Raw genomic sequence first — 16,723 nt, 5'->3', positions numbered from 1 at the left:
GAGTGGGACGGCCCGCTCCGCACGCCTCCGCCGATTTCCATGAACCCAGGCTGACAGCCCGCCAGGGCCGCGCGCCGCCCCTGTGGATAACTCGCCAAACCCTGTGGATAACCGGGCTACCCCGAGCCGACCTCGGACGGGTCGCCCATGATCACCGTCACTGGAACACCAACGTCGTCATAGACCCCGCATAACAGCGCTGGTGTACCACTGGAGCGCTCCAGTGGTACACCAGCGCTGTTATGCCCGTGCGGCGGATCGGGGGCAGGGCGCGGACCGGCCCTCGGCGCGGATCGGCCGGGGTCTAGTAGCGCTCGCGGAGCAGGCCGGCGGCCTCGGTCGCCCAGTAGGTGAGGATGATCTGCGCCCCGGCGCGCCGGATCGAGGTCAGCGTCTCCAGGAGGGTGCGCTCCCGGTCGATCCACCCGTTCGCGGCGGCGGCCTCGACCATCGCGTACTCGCCGGAGATCTGGTAGGCGGCGACCGGGATGTCGACCCGGTCGTGCACCGCGGAGATCACGTCCAGGTACGGCAGGGCCGGCTTCACCATGACCATGTCGGCGCCCTCGGCCACGTCCAGGTCGACCTCGCGCATCGCCTCGCGGAGGTTCGGCGGGTCCTGCTGGTAGGTGCGCCGGTCGCCCTGCAGGCTGGACTCGACGGCGTCGCGGAACGGGCCGTACAGCGCGGAGGCGTACTTGACGGCGTAGGCCAGCACGGCGACGTCGGTGTGACCGGCCGCGTCCAGGGCCCGGCGGACCACGCCGATCTGGCCGTCCATCATGCCGGACGGGCCGACCACGTGTGCGCCGGCGGCGGCCTGCGCGACGCCCATCTCGGCGTACGCGGCCAGGGTGGCGTCGTTGTCCACCGAGCCGTCCGGGGCCAGCACGCCGCAGTGCCCGTGCGAGGTGAACTCGTCCAGGCACAGGTCGCTCATCACCACGGTGGAGTTGCCCACCTCGGCGATGACGTCCCGGATGGCCACGTTCAGGATGCCGTCGGGGTCCACGCCGCGGGAACCGGTGGGGTCCTTGTGCTCGTTCGTCGGCACGCCGAACAGCATGATGCCGCCGACGCCCGCGCCGACCGCCTCGTGCACCGCCTTGCGCAGCGAGTCCCGGGAGTGCTGCAGCACGCCCGGCATGGAGGCGATCGGGCGTGGCTCGGTCAGGCCCTCCTTGACGAAGACGGGCAGCACGAGCTCGCTGGGGGCGACGCGCGTCTCCTCGACGAGACGGCGCATCGCCGCGGTGCGCCGCAGGCGGCGCGGGCGGATGTCGGGGTACGACATCGGAACCTCCCCTATCGGAAGCGCAGTGCCGTGGGGCCTTGCACCTTCGAGCCGCGGCGCTGCTTCGCCGGCATGGCGGCCAGCTTCTCGCGCAGTTCGATCGCGTACTCGGCGAGCGCCTCGACCAGGTCCGGCACCGAGGCGTGCGCGGGCTGGACGTCGACCCGGAGGCCGAACTCGGTGGCCGTCTCGGCGGTCTTCGGGCCGATCACCGCGACCACCGTGCGGGCGTGCGGCTTGCCGGCGATGCCGACCAGGTTGCGCACCGTGGAGCTGGAGGTGAACAGCACCGCGTCGAAACCGCCGGACTTGATCGCGTCGCGGATGTCGGCCGGCGGCGGTGCGGCGCGGACCGTGCGGTACGCGGTCACGTCGTCGACCTCCCAGCCGCGCTCGATGAGCCCGGCGGCGAGTGTCTCGGTGGCGATGTCGGCGCGCGGCAGCAGCACCCGGCCGACCGGGTCGAGGATCTCGTCGTGCGGCGAGAACTCGGCCAGCAGGCCCTCGCTGGACTGGTCGCCGGTGGGGATCAGCTCGGGCTGGATGCCGAACGCCCGGACCGCGTCCGCGGTGGCCTCACCGATGCAGGCAATCTTCACGCCGCCGAAGTGGCGGGCGTCCAGGCCGTGCTCGGCGAACTTCTCCCAGACCGCGCGCACCGCGTTGACCGACGTGAAGACGACCCAGGCGTACCGGCCGTCGACCAGGCCCTTGACCGCGCGTTCCATCTGCGCCGGGGTGCGCGGGGGCTCGACCGCGATGGTCGGCACCTCGCACGGGATCGCCCCGTACGCGCGGAGCCGGGCACTCATCGCGCCGGCCTGCTCCTTGGTGCGCGGCACCAGGACCTTCCAGCCGTACAGCGGGCGGTTCTCCCACCAGCTCAGCTTGTCGCGCTCGGCGACCTCGGCACCCACGGTGAGCACCACCCGGCCGGTGAAGCCGAGCGCCGCGGCGACGAAACTGTCCACCGTCGACGTGGTGGTGTACTGCGTCTCCCCGGTGCCGTCACCGGTCACGCCGACCGGCGCGGTCGGCTCGACCCCGGCGGCCAGCAGGCCGTCCCGGACGGCGGCGAGGTCGCCGGCGTCCACCGCGACGGCGAACGAGCCGCGGCCGGCCGCGGCGGCCAGCGCGTCGAAGTCCAGCGCGGTCACGTCGTCGACGTCCGCGACGGTGCGCACACCGGGCAGCGGCACGCCGGCGTACGTGGCGACGCCCTCGGCCTGGCCCAGGCCGGGCACGACCTCGAAGTGCACGGCGGTACGTGCGACCGCCTGCACCTCGGAGACCACGGCCTCGTGACCGAACGGGTCACCGGCGACGAGGTGTACCGCGGACAGGCCGGACTTGGCCGCGGAGAGCAGCACCTTGGCGACGTCGCCGGGCGCGCCCTCGGCCGGGCTGAACTGCGCGTCCTCCTTGGCTTCCGCCCGGATGGCGGTGAGCAGGGAGTCCGGTACGCCACGGTCGTAGACCACCTGGTCGGCGTCGGTCAGGGCGTCGTGCGCCCGGCGGGTGAGGAGTTCCGGGTCGCCGGGTCCGGCGCCGACGAACGCGATTCGTCCGGCGGGCTTGCGGGCGGTGCGGGCGGTCATTCTGTGCTCCCCATCAGGGTGTCGGCGCCGGCGTCGAGGAGATCGGCGGCGAGCGCCTTGCCGATCTCCGCCGCGTCGGCGGGCGTTCCGGTGCGCGACAGCCGGACGTCTCGGGCCCCGTCCGGGCTGATCACGGCACCGCGCAGGTAGATCTCATCTCCGTGCTCGCCCTCGGCAAGCTCGGCATGTGCCGCGACCGGGGCGGAACACCCGGCCTCCAGCGTGGCGAGCATCGCCCGTTCCGCCGTGACAGCGGCCCGGGACGGTGCATGGTCGAGCGCGGCCAGCAACTCGACCAGGTCTGCGTCGCCGGACCGGCACTCCACTGCCAGCGCGCCCTGGGCGGGTGCGGGCAGCATGAGCATCGGGTCCAGCGTTTCGGTGATCGCGGCCGTGCGGCCGATCCGCGCCACACCGGCCCGCGCCAGCACCACCGCGTCGAGGTCGGCGGTGGGGCCGAGCACCCGGGCGATGCGGCTGTCGATGTTGCCGCGGATCGGCGTGACCTGCAACTGTAGGCCCAGAGCGTGCAGTTGCGCGATTCGGCGCACCGCCCCGGTACCGATGGTGGAGCCGGCCGGCAGTTCGGCCAGGGTCAGGCCGTCCCGGGCGATCAGCGCGTCCCGCGGGTCCTCCCGCGGCGGCACGGCCGCGATGTGCAGGCTCGGGTGCTCGCCGGTGGGCAGGTCCTTGTAGGAGTGCACGGCGAAGTCGATCTCGCCGGCCAGCACGGCGTCCCGCAGGGCCGACACGAACACGCCGACGCCCAGCTCGGCGACCGGCGCGCCGGAACGGTCACCGACGGTGACGATCCGGACCAGTTCGACCGGGTGCCCGGTCGCGGCGGTGAGTGCGTCCGCGACCGTCTGGGACTGCGCGAGCGCCAGGGTGCTCCCCCGGGTGCCGAGACGCAGCGGCGTCCTCATGCGGGTCCTCCGATCTCGGGCACGGCGTCGGCCTGGGTGGCGTGCGGAACGTCGAGGTCGAACAGCTCACGCAGCAGCGCGGCGTACTGGTCGCCGCCCGGTTCGGCGGCGAGTTGCCGGACCCGCACGGTCGGCGAGTGCAGCAGTTGCTGAACGACCCGGTGCAGCGTACGGGAAACGTCGGCCCGTTGCTCATCCGTGAATTCCGGCCGGCGCGCGTTGAGCCGGCGCAGCTCGGTGGCGACCACCGTCTCGGCTCGGCTACGCAGCGCAGCCACGGTCGGTGCGATGTCGGCGCCGCGCAGCCAGGCCAGGAAGTGCTCGACCTCGGCGACGACGATCTGTTCCACCGCGGCGGTCTCGGCGGCGGCCGGCAGCGTGCGCCGCCCGGCGGCCAGACCGTCGATGTCGATGACCACCACGCCGTCCACGTCGGTGGCGTCCGGTGCGACGTCCCGCGGTACCGCCAGGTCCAGGACGACCACCGGCCGGGCCGCCTCGAGCCGCTCCCGGGTCAGCACCGGCTGGGTGGAGGCGGTGGCGCTGATCACGATGTCCACCTCGGCCAGTGCCCGGTCCAGGTCGGCGAAGGGCACGGCGCGGGCACCGTACGCCTCGGCGAGCCGTTCCGCCCGCTCCGGGGTGCGGTTGGTCACCTGCAGCGGTCCCACCCCGGCCCGGGTCAGCGTGGCGACGGACAGCGCGCCCATCGACCCGGCGCCCACCACCAGCGCGGTACGCCCCTCGAGCCCGTCGGCGAAGTGCGTGGCGGCGAGGTCGAGCGCGGCCGTGACCACGCTCTGCCCGGCCCGGTCGATGCCGGTCTCGGCGTGCGCCCGCTTGCCGACCCGCAGCGTCTGCTGCATCAGCTCGTGCAGCAGCCGGCCGGCCGTGTCGGCCTCGGTCGCGGCGTGGTACGCGTCCCGCAGCTGCCCGAGGATCTGCGCCTCGCCGACGACCATCGACTCGAGCCCGGCGGAGACCCGGAACGAATGCCGGACCGCGGCCTCGTCGTAGTGCACGTACAGGTGCGGGGCCAGGTCGCTCGGGGTGATCCCGGACCGTTCCGCGAGCAGGGTGCAGACGTCGCCGAGGCCGCCGTGGAAGCCGGAGACCGCGGCGTAGATCTCGACCCGGTTGCAGGTGGACACGATGACGGCCTCGCCGACGTACGGCTGGGCCATCAGGCGTTGCAGGACCTGTGGCAGTTCACCCGGGGTGATGACCAGCTTTTCGAGGGTGGCGACATCGGCGGTGCGGTACGACGCACCGACGCAGAGGAGATTCACGACCCGACCGCCTCCTGGTTGCCGGTCGGCGCGCGGCCACCCGGCAGGGCGGTCAGCGATGCCTTCCGGTGCTCGTGGAACGACAGGATCTGCAGCTCGATGGCGAGATCCACCTTGCGTACGTCGACCCCGGCGGGCACCGACAGCACGCAGGGCGCGAAGTTCAGAATGCTGGTCACGCCGGCGGTGACCAGCTGGTCGGCGACGGCCTGCGCGGCACCGGCCGGGGTGGCGATGACCCCGATGGCGATCGATTCCTCGGCCGCGACCCGGGCCAGGTCGTCGATGTGCCGGACGGTCAGCCCGCTGATCTGCTCGCCGATCCGGGCCGGGTCGGCGTCGAACAGCGCGACGATGCGGAACCCGCGGCTGGCGAACCCGTCGTACCCGGCGAGGGCGTGACCGAGGTTACCGACGCCGACCAGGCAGACCGCGCGGCGCTGGTCCAGGCCGAGGATGTATTCGATCTGCTCGATCAGGAGTGCCACGTCGTAGCCCACCCCGCGGGTCCCGTAGGAGCCGAGGTGGGACAGGTCCTTGCGGAGCTTGGCCGAGTTGACTCCGGCCGCCGCGGCGAGCGCCTCACTGGAGATCGTGTCCGAGCCCTCGAGGTTGTGCAGTGCACGGAGGTACTCCGGCAATCGGGCGATCGTCGCCTCCGGAAGATCCGGGAAGGCGGCGGCCGCGCCGGGATTGCCGGGCGTGCTCTCGTGACGCTGCTGACTCATCTGACTCCGTGCCGACCAGGCGAACCTACGGTGAGCCCTGCCGCCCTGGAGAAGACCGATGCGCCTGCGGGTTCCGGCCGTCCTGGCGGGGCTCGTCGGACTCACACAGTAGGCGCTTGTGAAGGCGTGCACAAATCGCGATCTTGATAGGAGAGGCCGGGAAAGATCGAACTGGTATGTCGACCTCTATCCGAGTATTACCTGTCCGTAGCCCTGTCGGCCACCCTGGTCACATTGCCGACCGCAGGTATCAGAGCGTGCGCGCCACCGTGATCGCCTCCACCAACGTGTCCGCCACCGGGTGCCCGGACGCGCGCAGCCGCGCGGGATCGGTGAAGCCACCGGTGTACAGCACCACCGCGGCACCGACCGAGGCGGCGGCCTCGGCGTCGTCCAGCGAATCGCCGACCAGCACCGCCTGGTCACCGGACACCCGCAGCTCGGCGAGGTGCCGGGCCAGATGACCGGCCTTGAGGTCGCCGCCCACCTCGGTGCGCAGGCCGTCGACCCGGGTGAACATGCCGGTCAGGCCGTAGGTCTCCAGGGCGGGCACCAGCTCGTCGTGGAACCACATGGACAGCAGCGACTGGGTGCCCGGCCAGCTCTTGATCGCGGCCTGCGCATCGGCGGCCAGCGACGTGGTGGTGAGACCCACCCGGTAGGCGTCGTGGAAGATCCGGTCCAGCCGGCCGAACTCCTCGGCGTCCACCGCCCGGCCCAGGATCTCGGCGTAGAACTCGGCGACCGGCCGGCGGAACTGCCGACGGTGCTCGTCCGCGTCGACCTGGCGCCCGCCGACCGCGGTGAACGCAGAATTCGACGCCGAGACCACCAGGGTCAGGTCGTCCAGCAGGGTTCCGTTCCAGTCCCAGACAAGATGAGATCGCGCCACGGCCAGCACCCTAGCGCCCGGGTACGACACCCGGCCGCCGGATTTCCTAGAGCCGCGGCGCACCCGGGGGCCGGGCCAGGTCCCGCCGCAGCCGGTCCTCCTCGACCCGCCAGTACCCGTGCTCCTTGCCGTCCAGCAGCAGCACCGGCACCCGGTCGCCGTAATCGCGTTCCAGCTCAACCGAATCGGTCACGTCCACCCGGGTCCAGCTCTCGCCGGTGTCCCCGGCAACCCGGTCCAGCACCTGTTCGGCCACCTCGCACAGGTGGCAGCCGGGGCGGCTGATCAGCGTCAGGCGGGTGCCGTCGGTCACGTCAACTCCCTCTTGCGGACCTTGCCGGTCGCCGAGTGCGGCAGGCCGTCCACCAGCTCGATGGTGCGCGGCAGCTTGAACCGGGCGAGGTGCGCGGCGCAGAAGACCTGCAGCTCCGCGATCGTGGGCGGGGGGTCGAGCGCGGGCACCACGTACGCGTGCGGGGTCTGCCCGGTGTCCGGGTCGGCGGCGGCCACCACCGCGGCCTCGGCGACGCCCGGGTGCGCCTCCAGCACGCGTTCGATCTCGGCCGGGTACACGTTGAACCCGTTGACCAGGATCAGTTCGCCGATCCGGTCGACCAGGTGCAGGTCACCGTCGCCGTCGGCGTACGCGATGTCGCCGGTGGGCCACCAGCCGGCCGGGTCCGGGCCGCCGGCGCCGTCCGGCCAGTACCCGGAGAACAGGTTGGCGCCGCGGACCACGATCTCGCCGGGATCGGTGCCGGCCGAGTCGGCCACGGACAGGTCCAGGTCGGCCAGGTCCTCGGCCGGCGACGCCGAGCCGTCCTGCCACAACACCTCGCCGCCGGCCGTGCGCAGCTGCAGCGAGATGCCGGGCAGGGGCCGGCCGATGGCGTGGGTCTTGGTCCGGTCGCTGACCGCGGTGGTGGTCAGCACCGGGGCGGTCTCGGTGAGGCCGTACCCGATGATCACGGTCTGACCGGTGACCGCCGTGAAGCGCGCCGAGTCCGTCGGGTCCAGCGGCGCGGCGCCGCAGACCGCGGTCCGCACGCCGGCGAACGCCTGGCGCGCGTCGGGCTGCCGGGACCACGCCGCATACATGCCGGGCACGCCGACCGCGACGGTGACCCGGTGCCGGGTGATCGCGGCCAGCGACCCGGCCGGGTCGAAGCGGTCCACCAGGACGCCGGTGCCGCCGTGGTGCGCGACCGTGCCGAGCCCGGTGTTCAGCCCGTAGGCGTGGAAGAACGGCACGGTGAGCAGCACCACGTCGTCCGGGCCGACCACCGGCGGGTCGATCCGGTCGAGCTGTTCGTGGTTCGCGTCCAGCGCGGCGTGGCTGAGCATCGCGCCCTTGGGCCGCCCGCTGGTCCCGGACGTGTAGAGCAGGACCGCGAGCCGATCCGGGGCCGGGCCGGCGGACGCGGCCGGCGGTTCGCCGGACGCCAGCGACGACGGGGGTACGAGCGGCGGCGCACCCGACCGCAGACGGCCGTGTACCGCCTCGTCCGCCACCACCAGGGCCGCGCCGGAGTCGGTGAGCGCGTGTGCGAATTCGTCGGGGGTGTAGCCGGGGTTCAGCGGCACCGCCACCAGCCCGGCCCGCAGGGCGCCGAAGTAGGTGACCGCGAACTCGACCGTGTTGCCCAGCACGATCGCCACCCGGGCGCCGCCCTCCGGGCACTCCGCGCGCAGCCGGCCGGCCGCCCGGTCCACCCGGTCGTCGAGATCGGCCCAGGTGATTGAGGTGTCGCCGGCGATCAGCGCGACATGGCCGGGTCGACGGCGGGCGGCGGCGGCGACCGCATCGGGAGCTTCGTCTGCCACGAGGCCCGAGTCTGGCACAGAACCCCCGTTCGGGGGGCGACGGACTTCCTGTCCGTTTCCGCCACGACGGTGTCCGACATGGTGACAGACGTTCTTGTTGTCTTGTCTGCGCCACTTCGGGATGTTTTTGCGCAGCGCACACGGTGTGCGACTCCGTGTGTTCGGAGGCCGCGATACTTCACGCTCGTGTAACGGACTCCACACCCGCGGGTGAGGTCGGCCTGGCAGTTCACGGGCCCACCCCACCCCTTTCTTGTGAGTGACAACCCCTCACCCCGAGGAGGCCGCTGTGCCACACCCAGCACTGAGTTACCTCGAATGCCGCTCTGGCGGGACGGATTCGCGGTCGTCGCAGAGGCCCCGCCGGTGCGAGGAGGCGCAGTGAGTCATGCCCATGCCGGCGACCCGTACAGCCGTGACGTCTTCGCGGCGCGCTACGCGCTCGGCGAAGGTCTGGGCGTCCTACGCCAGACCGTCGACGGCATGGTGGCGCACGCCATCCGCGGGGACAGCCCGAAACGCACCCGGAACCGGCCGCCGCACCTGAACGAGTCGCCGGGCCGGCACGTGCCGCCCGGCGGCAACGTCAAACCGGTGGGCGGTCGCGTCGCGATGCCCGGCCGCCCGCCGATGCCGGCCCAGCCGGCACCCGGGCAACGGGCCGCGGACGCGGTGCCGGCGGACGCCGACCCGGCCGTCGTCGTACCGACCCAGAGCACCACCGGGCCGCCGTCGACCGAACCGCCGAAGTATCCGGCCCGGCCCGACCCGTCGGACGCCGCCGCCGAGGTGTGGGCCCTGGTGGAACGCGCGCAGGCCGGCGAGTCGGAGGCGTTCGGCCTGATCTACGACCGGTACGTCGACACGGTGTTCCGGTTCGTCTACTTCCGGGTCGGCAACCGCCAGCTCGCCGAGGACCTGACCTCGGACACGTTCCTGCGCGCTCTCAAGCGCATCGGCAGCTTCACCTGGCAGGGCCGCGACCTCGGCGCCTGGCTGGTCACCATCGCCCGCAACCTGGTCGCCGACCACTTCAAGTCCGGGCGGTACCGCCTCGAGGTGACCACCGGCGACGTCCTCGACGCGGACCGCGAGGACCGCGGGCCGGAGGGCAGCCCGGAGGCCGCCGTGGTGGACCACATCACCAACGTGGCACTGCTGACCGCGGTCAAGCAGCTCAACCCGGAGCAGCAGGAGTGCATCGTGCTTCGATTCCTGCAGGGCTTCTCGGTCGCCGAGACCGCACAGACCATGGGCAAGAACGAGGGTGCCATCAAGGCCCTCCAGTACCGGGCCGTCCGGGCACTCGCCCGGCTGCTGCCCGAAGGGTTCCAGTGGTGACGGAACTTTTCCCGATGTCGATCTCCCAAGACGGGTATGGCCTGCTCGCACCCGTAACCAGGGGTGCAACTCGCGCGTTTGTCCCGGTGCGACCGGTACCCGATGACCCATTCATCACCATGGCCGCATTCATCGGCGATGCCGCCGGTGAGACAGTCACGAGCGAAGGGAGGTGCCCACGGTGAGCTTCGATTTCTTCGACCGCCGGAGCGCCGAGCGCTTCGCGGAGCTTCTCGACGAGACCAGCGGCAGCCGCCGGCACCACACCCGTGGACCGGCAGACGAGGAACTGGCCGAACTGGTCGCGATCGGCCACAGCCTCTCCGCGGCCCGATCCGGGGTGCAGGTCGACTCCGAGTTCCGTGTCGGCCTGCGAGCCATGCTCGTGGCCACCGCTGACCGCGACGGGATCGGCGCCACCGCGTCGGACGCGGACGTCGAGACGGGCGGTGGCCACGCCGCCGTCCCGCAGCCGCGCGGCAGTTTCTTCACCCGGGGTTTCGGCCGACGGGTCCGGGCCCGCGGCGCCATCGTGATCGGTGTCGCGGCCGGTGCGATGGCCGTCTCCGGAATCTCCGCGGCCAGTGAGAACGCGTCACCCGGCGACGCGCTGTACGGCGTGAAGCGGTCCACCGAGCGGGCCCAGCTGGCAATGGCCGGTTCGGACGACACGCGGGGGCAGCTGGCCCTGGACTTCGCCCGTACCCGGCTCGCCGAAGCGGCCTCGCTGCCCGGCAGCGACAGCGCGTTCGGCGGGGTGCTGGCGGACATGGACGCCGACACCCGGCAGGGTGTCAAGCTGCTCACCAGCTCCGCGGTGGCGCGCCGGGACGTGGCACCGTTGACCACGGTGGACGGTTTCGTCATCACCCAGCAGCGGATCATGGAGCCGATCCTGGACCGCCTCAGCGCCGGCAACCGCACCCGCGCGCAGGAGTCGCTGACCCTGCTGGACGACGTGCAGACCCGCACCGAGACGCTCCGCGCCGGCCTGGCCTGCAACACCGTCGCGTCGGCCGGCGTGGACGAGCTGGGCCCGAAGTTGCGCGACTGCGTCACCGGCACGAACGGATCCGCGCCGAAGGACGAGGCACCGCAGGGCCAGGGTCAGCGAGTCGGCACCAAGCCGAACCCGGACGCCGGCCAGGGCACCGCACGGGACCAGCGGGAACGTACCGGGCCGACGGCCGTGCCGGATGCCACCGGTGCCGCCACCGCCGGAACCACCGGCACCACCGCCACCACCACCGAGGCGCCGGCCGACACCGACCTGAGCACGCCACCGGCGCAGCAGGTCACCGGGGAACCACTGGTCGGCGAGCCGCCGCCGGAGCAGCCCGCTCCGGCCGAAGAGCCCGGCGAGCGCCCGCTGGGCAGACTGCTGGACGGCCTTTTCGGCAAGTAAGGACAGTGCGCGTGGCGAGGGGCGGAGCCGGGTTTTACCGGGCCGCCCCTCGTCTGCAGCATAACGGGTGTCACGGCCCGAACGGATCAGGCCGTTTCTCCAGCAGCGTGTGCAGCGTCGCCTGGATCGTCTCCCGCACCTGGTCGGACAGGTTGTAGACGACCATCGGGTCGTCCGCGAACTCGGTCAGGTGCGCGGTCGGTATCGGCGGGCAGAACTGGATCAGCCACTTGCTGGGCAGCGGCACCAGGCCCAGCGGCCCGAGCCACGGGAACGTCGGCGTCACCGGGAAGTACGGCACGCCGAGCAGGCGGGCCAGCGGCTTCAGGTCGGCCAGCATCGGATAGACCTCTTCGGCGCCGACGATCGCCACCGGGATGATCGGGGTGCCGGTCCGCAGCGCCGCCGACACGAAGCCGCCGCGGCCGAACCGCTGCAACTTGTACCGGTCGGCGTACCGCTTGCCGATGCCCTTGAAGCCCTCCGGGAAGACACCGACCAGCTCGCCGGCGCTCATCAGCCGTTCCGCGTCCGGGTGGCAGGCCACCGTGGCACCGGCCTTGCGGGCCAGCTCGGACAGCATCGGCATGCGGAACACCAGGTCGGCGCCGAGCAGGCGGAGGTAACGGTCCTGCGGGTGCCGGTCGCGCAGCGCCACCGAGAGCATCACCGCGTCCAGCGCCAGCGTGCCGGAGTGGTTGCCGACCAGCAGGCCGCCGCCGGTGTCCGGCACGTTCTCGATGCCGTACACCTCGGTGCGGAACCAGTCGCGGTACAGCACCCGCAGCATCGGATAGAACACCGAGTCGGTGAGTTCCGGGTCGAACCCGAAGTCGTCGATCTCGTAGGCACCGGCCAGCCGGCGGCGCAGGAACGCGAGCGCGCCGGCGATCCGCTGGTCCCACACGTCCACGACGTCGGCCGGCTGCTCCGGTTCGGGCGCCGGTGCGTCGGACGTCGGCGCGTCGGGCACCGGTGCGTCGGCGGCCTGGGTGCGGCGGCCCGCCCGCGGCACCGGGCGGCGGCCGTTCACCGCCTTCGGCGCGGCCGCGGCGGGCAGCGTGAAGTCGCTGTGCCCGGGCAGGGCCCGGCGCCGCTCTTCCTGGCTCACGACCGGTCGCCTCCCACTGCGGTGTCGGCGGTCTGTTCGGCCGCGGCCCGGACCCGGCGGATGCCGTCCAGGATGGCCTGCTCGGCGGCCGCGAGCCGGTCCGCGGTGAGCGTCGACCCGGCGCGGTGCCCCTGCATGAAGTCCTCGAACGCCTCGGCGGTGGTGCGCGGGGTGAACCCGAACTCCCGCACCAGCCGCGTGGTGTCGACCACCCGGCCGTGCACGAAGAGGTCGATCTGGTCGAGGCCGATCTGACCGATGCCGACGGTACGCGCCACCGCGGCCACCGACGACAGCGTGCCCTCCAGCAGCGGCACCGAGATCCGGCCGGCCCGGCGTACCGCCTGGGACAGCGAGAGCACCCCCGCACCGGCGACGTTGAACGTGCCGGGATGGTCCTCGATCACCGACCGGTGCAGGATCTCCAGCGCGTCGTCGACGTGCACGAACTGCAGCCGGGCGTCCCGGCCCCACACGGTCGGTACCAGCGGCTGGGAGAAATAGCGGGTGAGCGTGGTGTCCGCGGTCGAACTCAGGAACGGCGCGAACCGCAGCACCGTGGCGTCCACGCCGGGGCGGCGCCGGCGGAAGCCGCGGACGTACCCCTCGATGTCCAGGATGTCGCGTGCGAACGACCCGCGTGGCACCGCGCGGGGTTCGGTCTCCTCGGTGAAGACCGCCGGGTCCTTGAACGACGCGCCGTACGCCGCGGTGGACGAGCGGATCACCAGCTTGCGCAGCTTCGGCGCGGCCTGCGCGGCGGCGATCAGCTGCATCGTGCCGATGACGTTCTGCTCTTTCATCGCCGCCCGGCCACCGGCGTGCGGATCCGGCGCGCTGGTCACGGCCAGGTGCACCATGGCCTCGGCGCCGAGATCGGCGATGGCGCCGGACGCGGCGCGCGCATCGGCCCGGATCAGCTCGACGTCGTCGAGCAGGCCGGCCAGGCCGGCCGGCGGCTCATTCGGGTCCAGGCCGATGACGCGCTCGATCCGCGGATCGGCGGCCAGGCGGGCGGCCACGCGCGCGCCGAGGAAGCGGCTCACCCCGGTCACCACGACGACTCTCGGCGGAGCCGCGGCTGAAGACGTCACCACGGGTGCGCACCTCTCGATGCGAAGCGTCGAAACCGGGGAACACCGCGCGGAACGGCGTTGTGGACGGCAAGTGGGCGACGGCCGGGCAGAGCGCCCGGCCGGCCGTCACTTGCCGAGACGGCGACGCTGGACGCGGGTCTTGCGCAGCAGCTTACGGTGCTTCTTCTTCGCCATACGCTTGCGGCGCTTCTTGACCACGGAGCCCATACGAAAGCCTCTCGAAAACCATGCGGGGTCGATCCGGGCGCGCACGCGAGGCGGCCCGCATCCGATCTGGACGGCGGCCCGGATCCGGCGCGACAGCGCGCACAACCCGGGAACCAACCGCTCCAGCGTAGCGGCCCCGCCTCGACAGGACCAACACGACCCCTGGTCCGGTGGCTTGGTCGGCCGGTCAGGCCGTCTGGCTGAACGCCCCGCGAAGGTACTCGTGGACGGCGTGTTCCGGCACCCGGAACGACCGGCCCACCCGGACGGCGGTCAGTTCGCCGCCGTGCACGAGCCGGTAGACGGTCATCTTCGAGACCCGCATGAGGGCGGCCACCTCGGCCACGGTCAGGAACCGGACCTCGGAAAGGCGTTCCTCGGCTTGGGCTGGACCCGTCATCTCCTCGCACCGATCCTTTCGCTGGCGGTGCCACCGCGGCCGGTCAGCCTTGCGCCGCGGCGGGCTCACGCGCGTGTCATCAGTACGGTATCGAGACGGCTGTTACCACCGCGACACGTTCCGTGAAATGGCTACAAAAAAGTCAACCCGCCACGCCGCCGGAAAGCCGGAATTCGCCCGAAAGGTTACTTTCGTGAGGCTAGGGCGCGCCCGAAGAACGCCATGTTCGCCGGCCGCTCGGCCAGCCGGCGCATGAGGTAGCCGTACCACTGGTCGCCGTACGGGACGTAGACCCGGACCACGTGACCGTCCCCGGCCAGCCGGGCCTGCTCCTCCGGGCGGACGCCGTACAGCATCTGGAACTCGTACTCGTCCGGGCCGCGGTCGAACCAGCGGGCCCGGTCCTCGGCGATCGCGATCAACCGCGGGTCGTGCGTCGCCACCATCGGGTAGCCCGCGCCGGACATCAGGATGGTGAGGCACCGCACGTACGACTTGTCCACGTCCAGCGCCGACTGGTACGCCACCGACTCCGGCTCCGCGTACGCGCCCTTGCACAACCGCACCCGGGAACCCGCCGTGGCCAGTTCCCGGCAGTCCCCCTCGGTCCGCCGCAGGTACGCCTGCAGCACCGCGCCGGTCGACGGGTGGTCCTTGCGCAGCTCCGCCAGGATCTCCAGGGTCGAGTCCGTGGTCGTGTGGTCCTCGGCGTCCAGCGTGACCGTGGTGCCGGCCTCGGCCGCGGCGGCACAGATCGCGTGCGCGTAGTCGTACGCCATCCGGTCGTCGACCTTCTGCCCCAGCGCCGACAGCTTCACGCTGACCTCGGCCGCGGGCGTCAGCCCGGCCTCGGCGAGCCGGCGCAGCAAGGTCAGGTACTGGTCCCGGGTGGCCGTCGCCTGCTCCGCGGTCAGCGTGTCCTCGCCCAGGTAGTCGAGCGAGACGGCGAGGCCCTCGGCGGCCAGTTCACCGCTGGCGCGCAGCGCGTCCTCCACCGCACTCCCGGCCACGAACCGGCGCACGATGCCCTTGCTGACGGGCGCGGACTCGACCAGCCGCTGCAGCCGCGACGAACCGGCGGCGGCGAGAAAGACGGAACGGAGCATGCGCCGAGCGTATCGCCCGTACGTCAACCCCTCACCGCAGAGCCACTCCGGTGGCCTCCTCCGTCCGTGCAGTCCCGTGCCACACCCATGTCCGTCCTGGCCATGCCCCGCTACGGTTGTCGGGTGAACTTCGATGCGTACGCCCGGACCGCCGTCGACCTCGTCAACGCCGACCTGGACGAACTCGCCGCGCTGCGCGCACTGTTCTCCGACGACCAGAGCTGGATGCGCGACGAAGTCATGGACAAGGACGTGGCGGTCTTCCGCCGCGCCCAGCGCCGGCTCCGCGACGTCTTCGAGTACGGCACCTCCGGCCGCGACACCGACGCCGTCACCGAACTCAACTCGCTGCTCGAGACGTTCCCGGTGCAGCCGCGCATCTCCGGCCACGACGCCAGCGACTGGCACATGCACGTCACCAGCCGGGGCGCCTCGGTCAGCGCGGAATACCTGGCCGGCGCGGTCTGGGGCCTGTCGGTGTGGCTGTGCGAGTACGGCAGCGCCCGGTTCGGCATCTGCGCCGACGAGCGCTGCGGGAACGTCTACCTGGACACCTCGTCGAACAACTGCCGGCGGTTCTGCTCCGAGCGGTGCGCCACCCGCTCGCACGTCGCCGCCCACCGCGCCCGCAAGCGGGCCGCCACGCTCACCCCGGCGTGACGACCGGCCGGTCCGCCGGGGCCAGGTGACGACGGGCGAACTCCAGCGACTCGCGCAGATCCGCCTCGCGCACCGCCCGGCTGTTCACCTTGCGGGTGGACACCTCCAGCGCCACCGAGCCCCGGAAGCCGCGCCCGGACAGCGACCGGAGCAGCTCCGCGCAGGGCTGGGTGCCGCGGCCCGGCACCAGATGCTCGTCGCGTCCCTCGCCGGTGCCGTCGCCCAGGTGCACGTGCTTGAGTCCGGCGCCCATCTTGTCCGCCATGGCCAGCGCGTCAGTGTGCGACGCCGCGCAGTGCGACAGGTCCAGCGTGTAGGCGTCGTACCCGGCCTCGGTGGGATCCCAGCCCGGCACGTACGGCACGAAGCTCCGCCCGGCCATCCGCACCGGGTACATGTTCTCGATCGCGAACATGGTGTCCGGGTGCCGCGCCTGCACCTCGGCCAGTCCGCCGGCGAAGTTCCGGGCATAGTCGCGCTGCCAGGTGAACGGCGGGTGCACCACCACGGTCGGTGCGCCCAGCGTCTCGGCCAGCTCGGCGGCGCGTTCCAGCCGCTGCCACGGGTCCGGGCTCCACACCCGTTGCGTGACGAGCAGACACGGTGCGTGCACGGACAGCACCGGCACGTCGTAATGGTCGGACAGCACCTGCAGGGCGCCGGCGTCCTGGCTGACGGCGTCGGTCCACACCATCACCTCGACACCGTCGTAGCCCACGGTGGCCGCCATCTCGAACGCGGCCGCGGTCGGCTCCGGGAACACCGAGGAGCTGGACAGGAGCACGGGAACGCGGGAACTCACGTCTCCCAGCGTAGCCCCGCCGCGCGCCCGTCCCCCGCCGGTG

The 16,723-nt window shown here is 72.4% G+C and carries 17 protein-coding genes; 3 read left to right on the top strand and 14 right to left on the bottom strand.

The features are described 5' to 3' along the window. Positions 1-304: 304 nt before the first annotated feature. From hemB to LDL48_RS12905, 8 genes are all read right to left on the bottom strand, one after another. Positions 305-1,294, bottom strand: coding sequence for a porphobilinogen synthase (gene hemB / locus LDL48_RS12940; RefSeq protein WP_225255318.1), 990 nt, complete (start codon positions 1,292-1,294; stop codon positions 305-307). Positions 1,295-1,305: 11 nt separating this feature from the next. Then, a complete protein-coding gene (locus LDL48_RS12935) occupies positions 1,306-2,892 on the bottom strand; it encodes a bifunctional uroporphyrinogen-III C-methyltransferase/uroporphyrinogen-III synthase (RefSeq protein ID WP_225255317.1) in 1,587 nt (528 codons plus the stop codon). After that, on the bottom strand, positions 2,889-3,818 hold the full coding sequence (hemC, locus tag LDL48_RS12930) for a hydroxymethylbilane synthase (RefSeq protein ID WP_225255316.1): 930 nt from the start codon (positions 3,816-3,818) through the stop codon (positions 2,889-2,891). The genes LDL48_RS12935 and hemC overlap by 4 nt, the downstream gene beginning before the upstream one ends. Next, on the bottom strand, positions 3,815-5,107 hold the full coding sequence (locus tag LDL48_RS12925; RefSeq protein ID WP_225255315.1) for a glutamyl-tRNA reductase: 1,293 nt from the start codon (positions 5,105-5,107) through the stop codon (positions 3,815-3,817). The genes hemC and LDL48_RS12925 overlap by 4 nt, the downstream gene beginning before the upstream one ends. Next, positions 5,104-5,835 (bottom strand): redox-sensing transcriptional repressor Rex, encoded by a 732-nt coding sequence (locus LDL48_RS12920; RefSeq protein WP_225255314.1) that lies wholly within the window; start codon positions 5,833-5,835, stop codon positions 5,104-5,106. The genes LDL48_RS12925 and LDL48_RS12920 overlap by 4 nt, the downstream gene beginning before the upstream one ends. Positions 5,836-6,085: 250 nt before the next feature. Further along, positions 6,086-6,727: an HAD family hydrolase gene (locus tag LDL48_RS12915; protein WP_372472120.1), complete on the bottom strand. Its 642-nt coding sequence runs from the start codon at positions 6,725-6,727 to the stop codon at positions 6,086-6,088. Between the two features lie 46 nt (positions 6,728-6,773). Beyond that, a complete protein-coding gene (locus tag LDL48_RS12910) occupies positions 6,774-7,040 on the bottom strand; it encodes a glutaredoxin family protein (protein ID WP_225255313.1) in 267 nt (88 codons plus the stop codon). Then, complete coding sequence (locus tag LDL48_RS12905) at positions 7,037-8,551, bottom strand: AMP-binding protein (RefSeq protein ID WP_225255312.1); 1,515 nt, start codon at positions 8,549-8,551, stop codon at positions 7,037-7,039. The genes LDL48_RS12910 and LDL48_RS12905 overlap by 4 nt, the downstream gene beginning before the upstream one ends. 483 nt (positions 8,552-9,034) lie before the next feature. On the opposite strand from LDL48_RS12905, the gene LDL48_RS12900 reads away from it, so the two are divergent. Continuing rightward, complete coding sequence (locus tag LDL48_RS12900) at positions 9,035-9,892, top strand: ECF subfamily RNA polymerase sigma factor, BldN family (protein ID WP_372472123.1); 858 nt, start codon at positions 9,035-9,037, stop codon at positions 9,890-9,892. Between the two features lie 181 nt (positions 9,893-10,073). Next, on the top strand, positions 10,074-11,297 hold the full coding sequence (locus tag LDL48_RS12895) for a DUF5667 domain-containing protein (RefSeq protein WP_225255311.1): 1,224 nt from the start codon (positions 10,074-10,076) through the stop codon (positions 11,295-11,297). Positions 11,298-11,367: 70 nt separating this feature from the next. Here the strand turns inward: LDL48_RS12895 and LDL48_RS12890 are convergent, their stop codons facing one another. The 5 genes from LDL48_RS12890 to LDL48_RS12870 all read right to left on the bottom strand — a co-directional run bounded on the left by LDL48_RS12890 (position 11,368) and on the right by LDL48_RS12870 (position 15,218). Continuing rightward, complete coding sequence (locus LDL48_RS12890; RefSeq protein WP_225255310.1) at positions 11,368-12,408, bottom strand: lysophospholipid acyltransferase family protein; 1,041 nt, start codon at positions 12,406-12,408, stop codon at positions 11,368-11,370. Further along, on the bottom strand, positions 12,405-13,505 hold the full coding sequence (locus LDL48_RS12885) for an NAD-dependent epimerase/dehydratase family protein (RefSeq protein WP_225255309.1): 1,101 nt from the start codon (positions 13,503-13,505) through the stop codon (positions 12,405-12,407). Before LDL48_RS12885 ends, LDL48_RS12890 begins: the two co-directional genes overlap by 4 nt. A 105-nt stretch (positions 13,506-13,610) precedes the next feature. Beyond that, on the bottom strand, positions 13,611-13,829 hold the full coding sequence (locus LDL48_RS45375) for a 30S ribosomal protein bS22 (RefSeq protein ID WP_443667673.1): 219 nt from the start codon (positions 13,827-13,829) through the stop codon (positions 13,611-13,613). Positions 13,830-13,899: 70 nt separating this feature from the next. Beyond that, the gene (locus tag LDL48_RS12875) at positions 13,900-14,112 is read right to left on the bottom strand and encodes a helix-turn-helix domain-containing protein (RefSeq protein WP_225255308.1); all 213 of its coding nucleotides are present in this window, start codon (positions 14,110-14,112) and stop codon (positions 13,900-13,902) included. 185 nt (positions 14,113-14,297) lie between these two features. Then, entirely contained in the window at positions 14,298-15,218 is a 921-nt protein-coding gene (locus LDL48_RS12870; RefSeq protein WP_225255307.1) for a proline dehydrogenase family protein, read from the bottom strand. Positions 15,219-15,341: 123 nt separating this feature from the next. Between LDL48_RS12870 and LDL48_RS12865 the strand changes: the two genes are divergently transcribed. Continuing rightward, positions 15,342-15,878: a CGNR zinc finger domain-containing protein gene (locus LDL48_RS12865; protein ID WP_225255306.1), complete on the top strand. Its 537-nt coding sequence runs from the start codon at positions 15,342-15,344 to the stop codon at positions 15,876-15,878. Here the strand turns inward: LDL48_RS12865 and LDL48_RS12860 are convergent. Beyond that, entirely contained in the window at positions 15,865-16,680 is an 816-nt protein-coding gene (locus LDL48_RS12860; protein ID WP_225255305.1) for a sugar phosphate isomerase/epimerase family protein, read from the bottom strand. The two genes, LDL48_RS12865 and LDL48_RS12860, sit on opposite strands and share 14 nt — an antisense overlap. Positions 16,681-16,723 lie beyond the last annotated feature (43 nt).

Origin of the sequence: Jidongwangia harbinensis (genome assembly GCF_020216025.1) — a bacterium.
GTDB classification, from domain to species: Bacteria; Actinomycetota; Actinomycetes; order Mycobacteriales; family Micromonosporaceae; genus Actinoplanes; species Actinoplanes harbinensis.
Note: the sequence above shows the minus strand (reverse complement) of the source record. Positions and strands in the feature narration are given on the sequence as shown.

Coding starts and splice junctions, on each gene's coding strand:
- LDL48_RS12900 (WP_372472123.1), top strand. CDS start 9,035: ATGGTGGCGCACGCCATCCGCGGGGACAGCCCGAAACGCACCCGGAAC.
- LDL48_RS12920 (WP_225255314.1), bottom strand. CDS start 5,835: ATGAGTCAGCAGCGTCACGAGAGCACGCCCGGCAATCCCGGCGCGGCC.
- LDL48_RS12935 (WP_225255317.1), bottom strand. CDS start 2,892: ATGACCGCCCGCACCGCCCGCAAGCCCGCCGGACGAATCGCGTTCGTC.
- LDL48_RS12870 (WP_225255307.1), bottom strand. CDS start 15,218: ATGCTCCGTTCCGTCTTTCTCGCCGCCGCCGGTTCGTCGCGGCTGCAG.
- LDL48_RS12875 (WP_225255308.1), bottom strand. CDS start 14,112: ATGACGGGTCCAGCCCAAGCCGAGGAACGCCTTTCCGAGGTCCGGTTC.
- hemC (WP_225255316.1), bottom strand. CDS start 3,818: ATGAGGACGCCGCTGCGTCTCGGCACCCGGGGGAGCACCCTGGCGCTC.
- hemB (WP_225255318.1), bottom strand. CDS start 1,294: ATGTCGTACCCCGACATCCGCCCGCGCCGCCTGCGGCGCACCGCGGCG.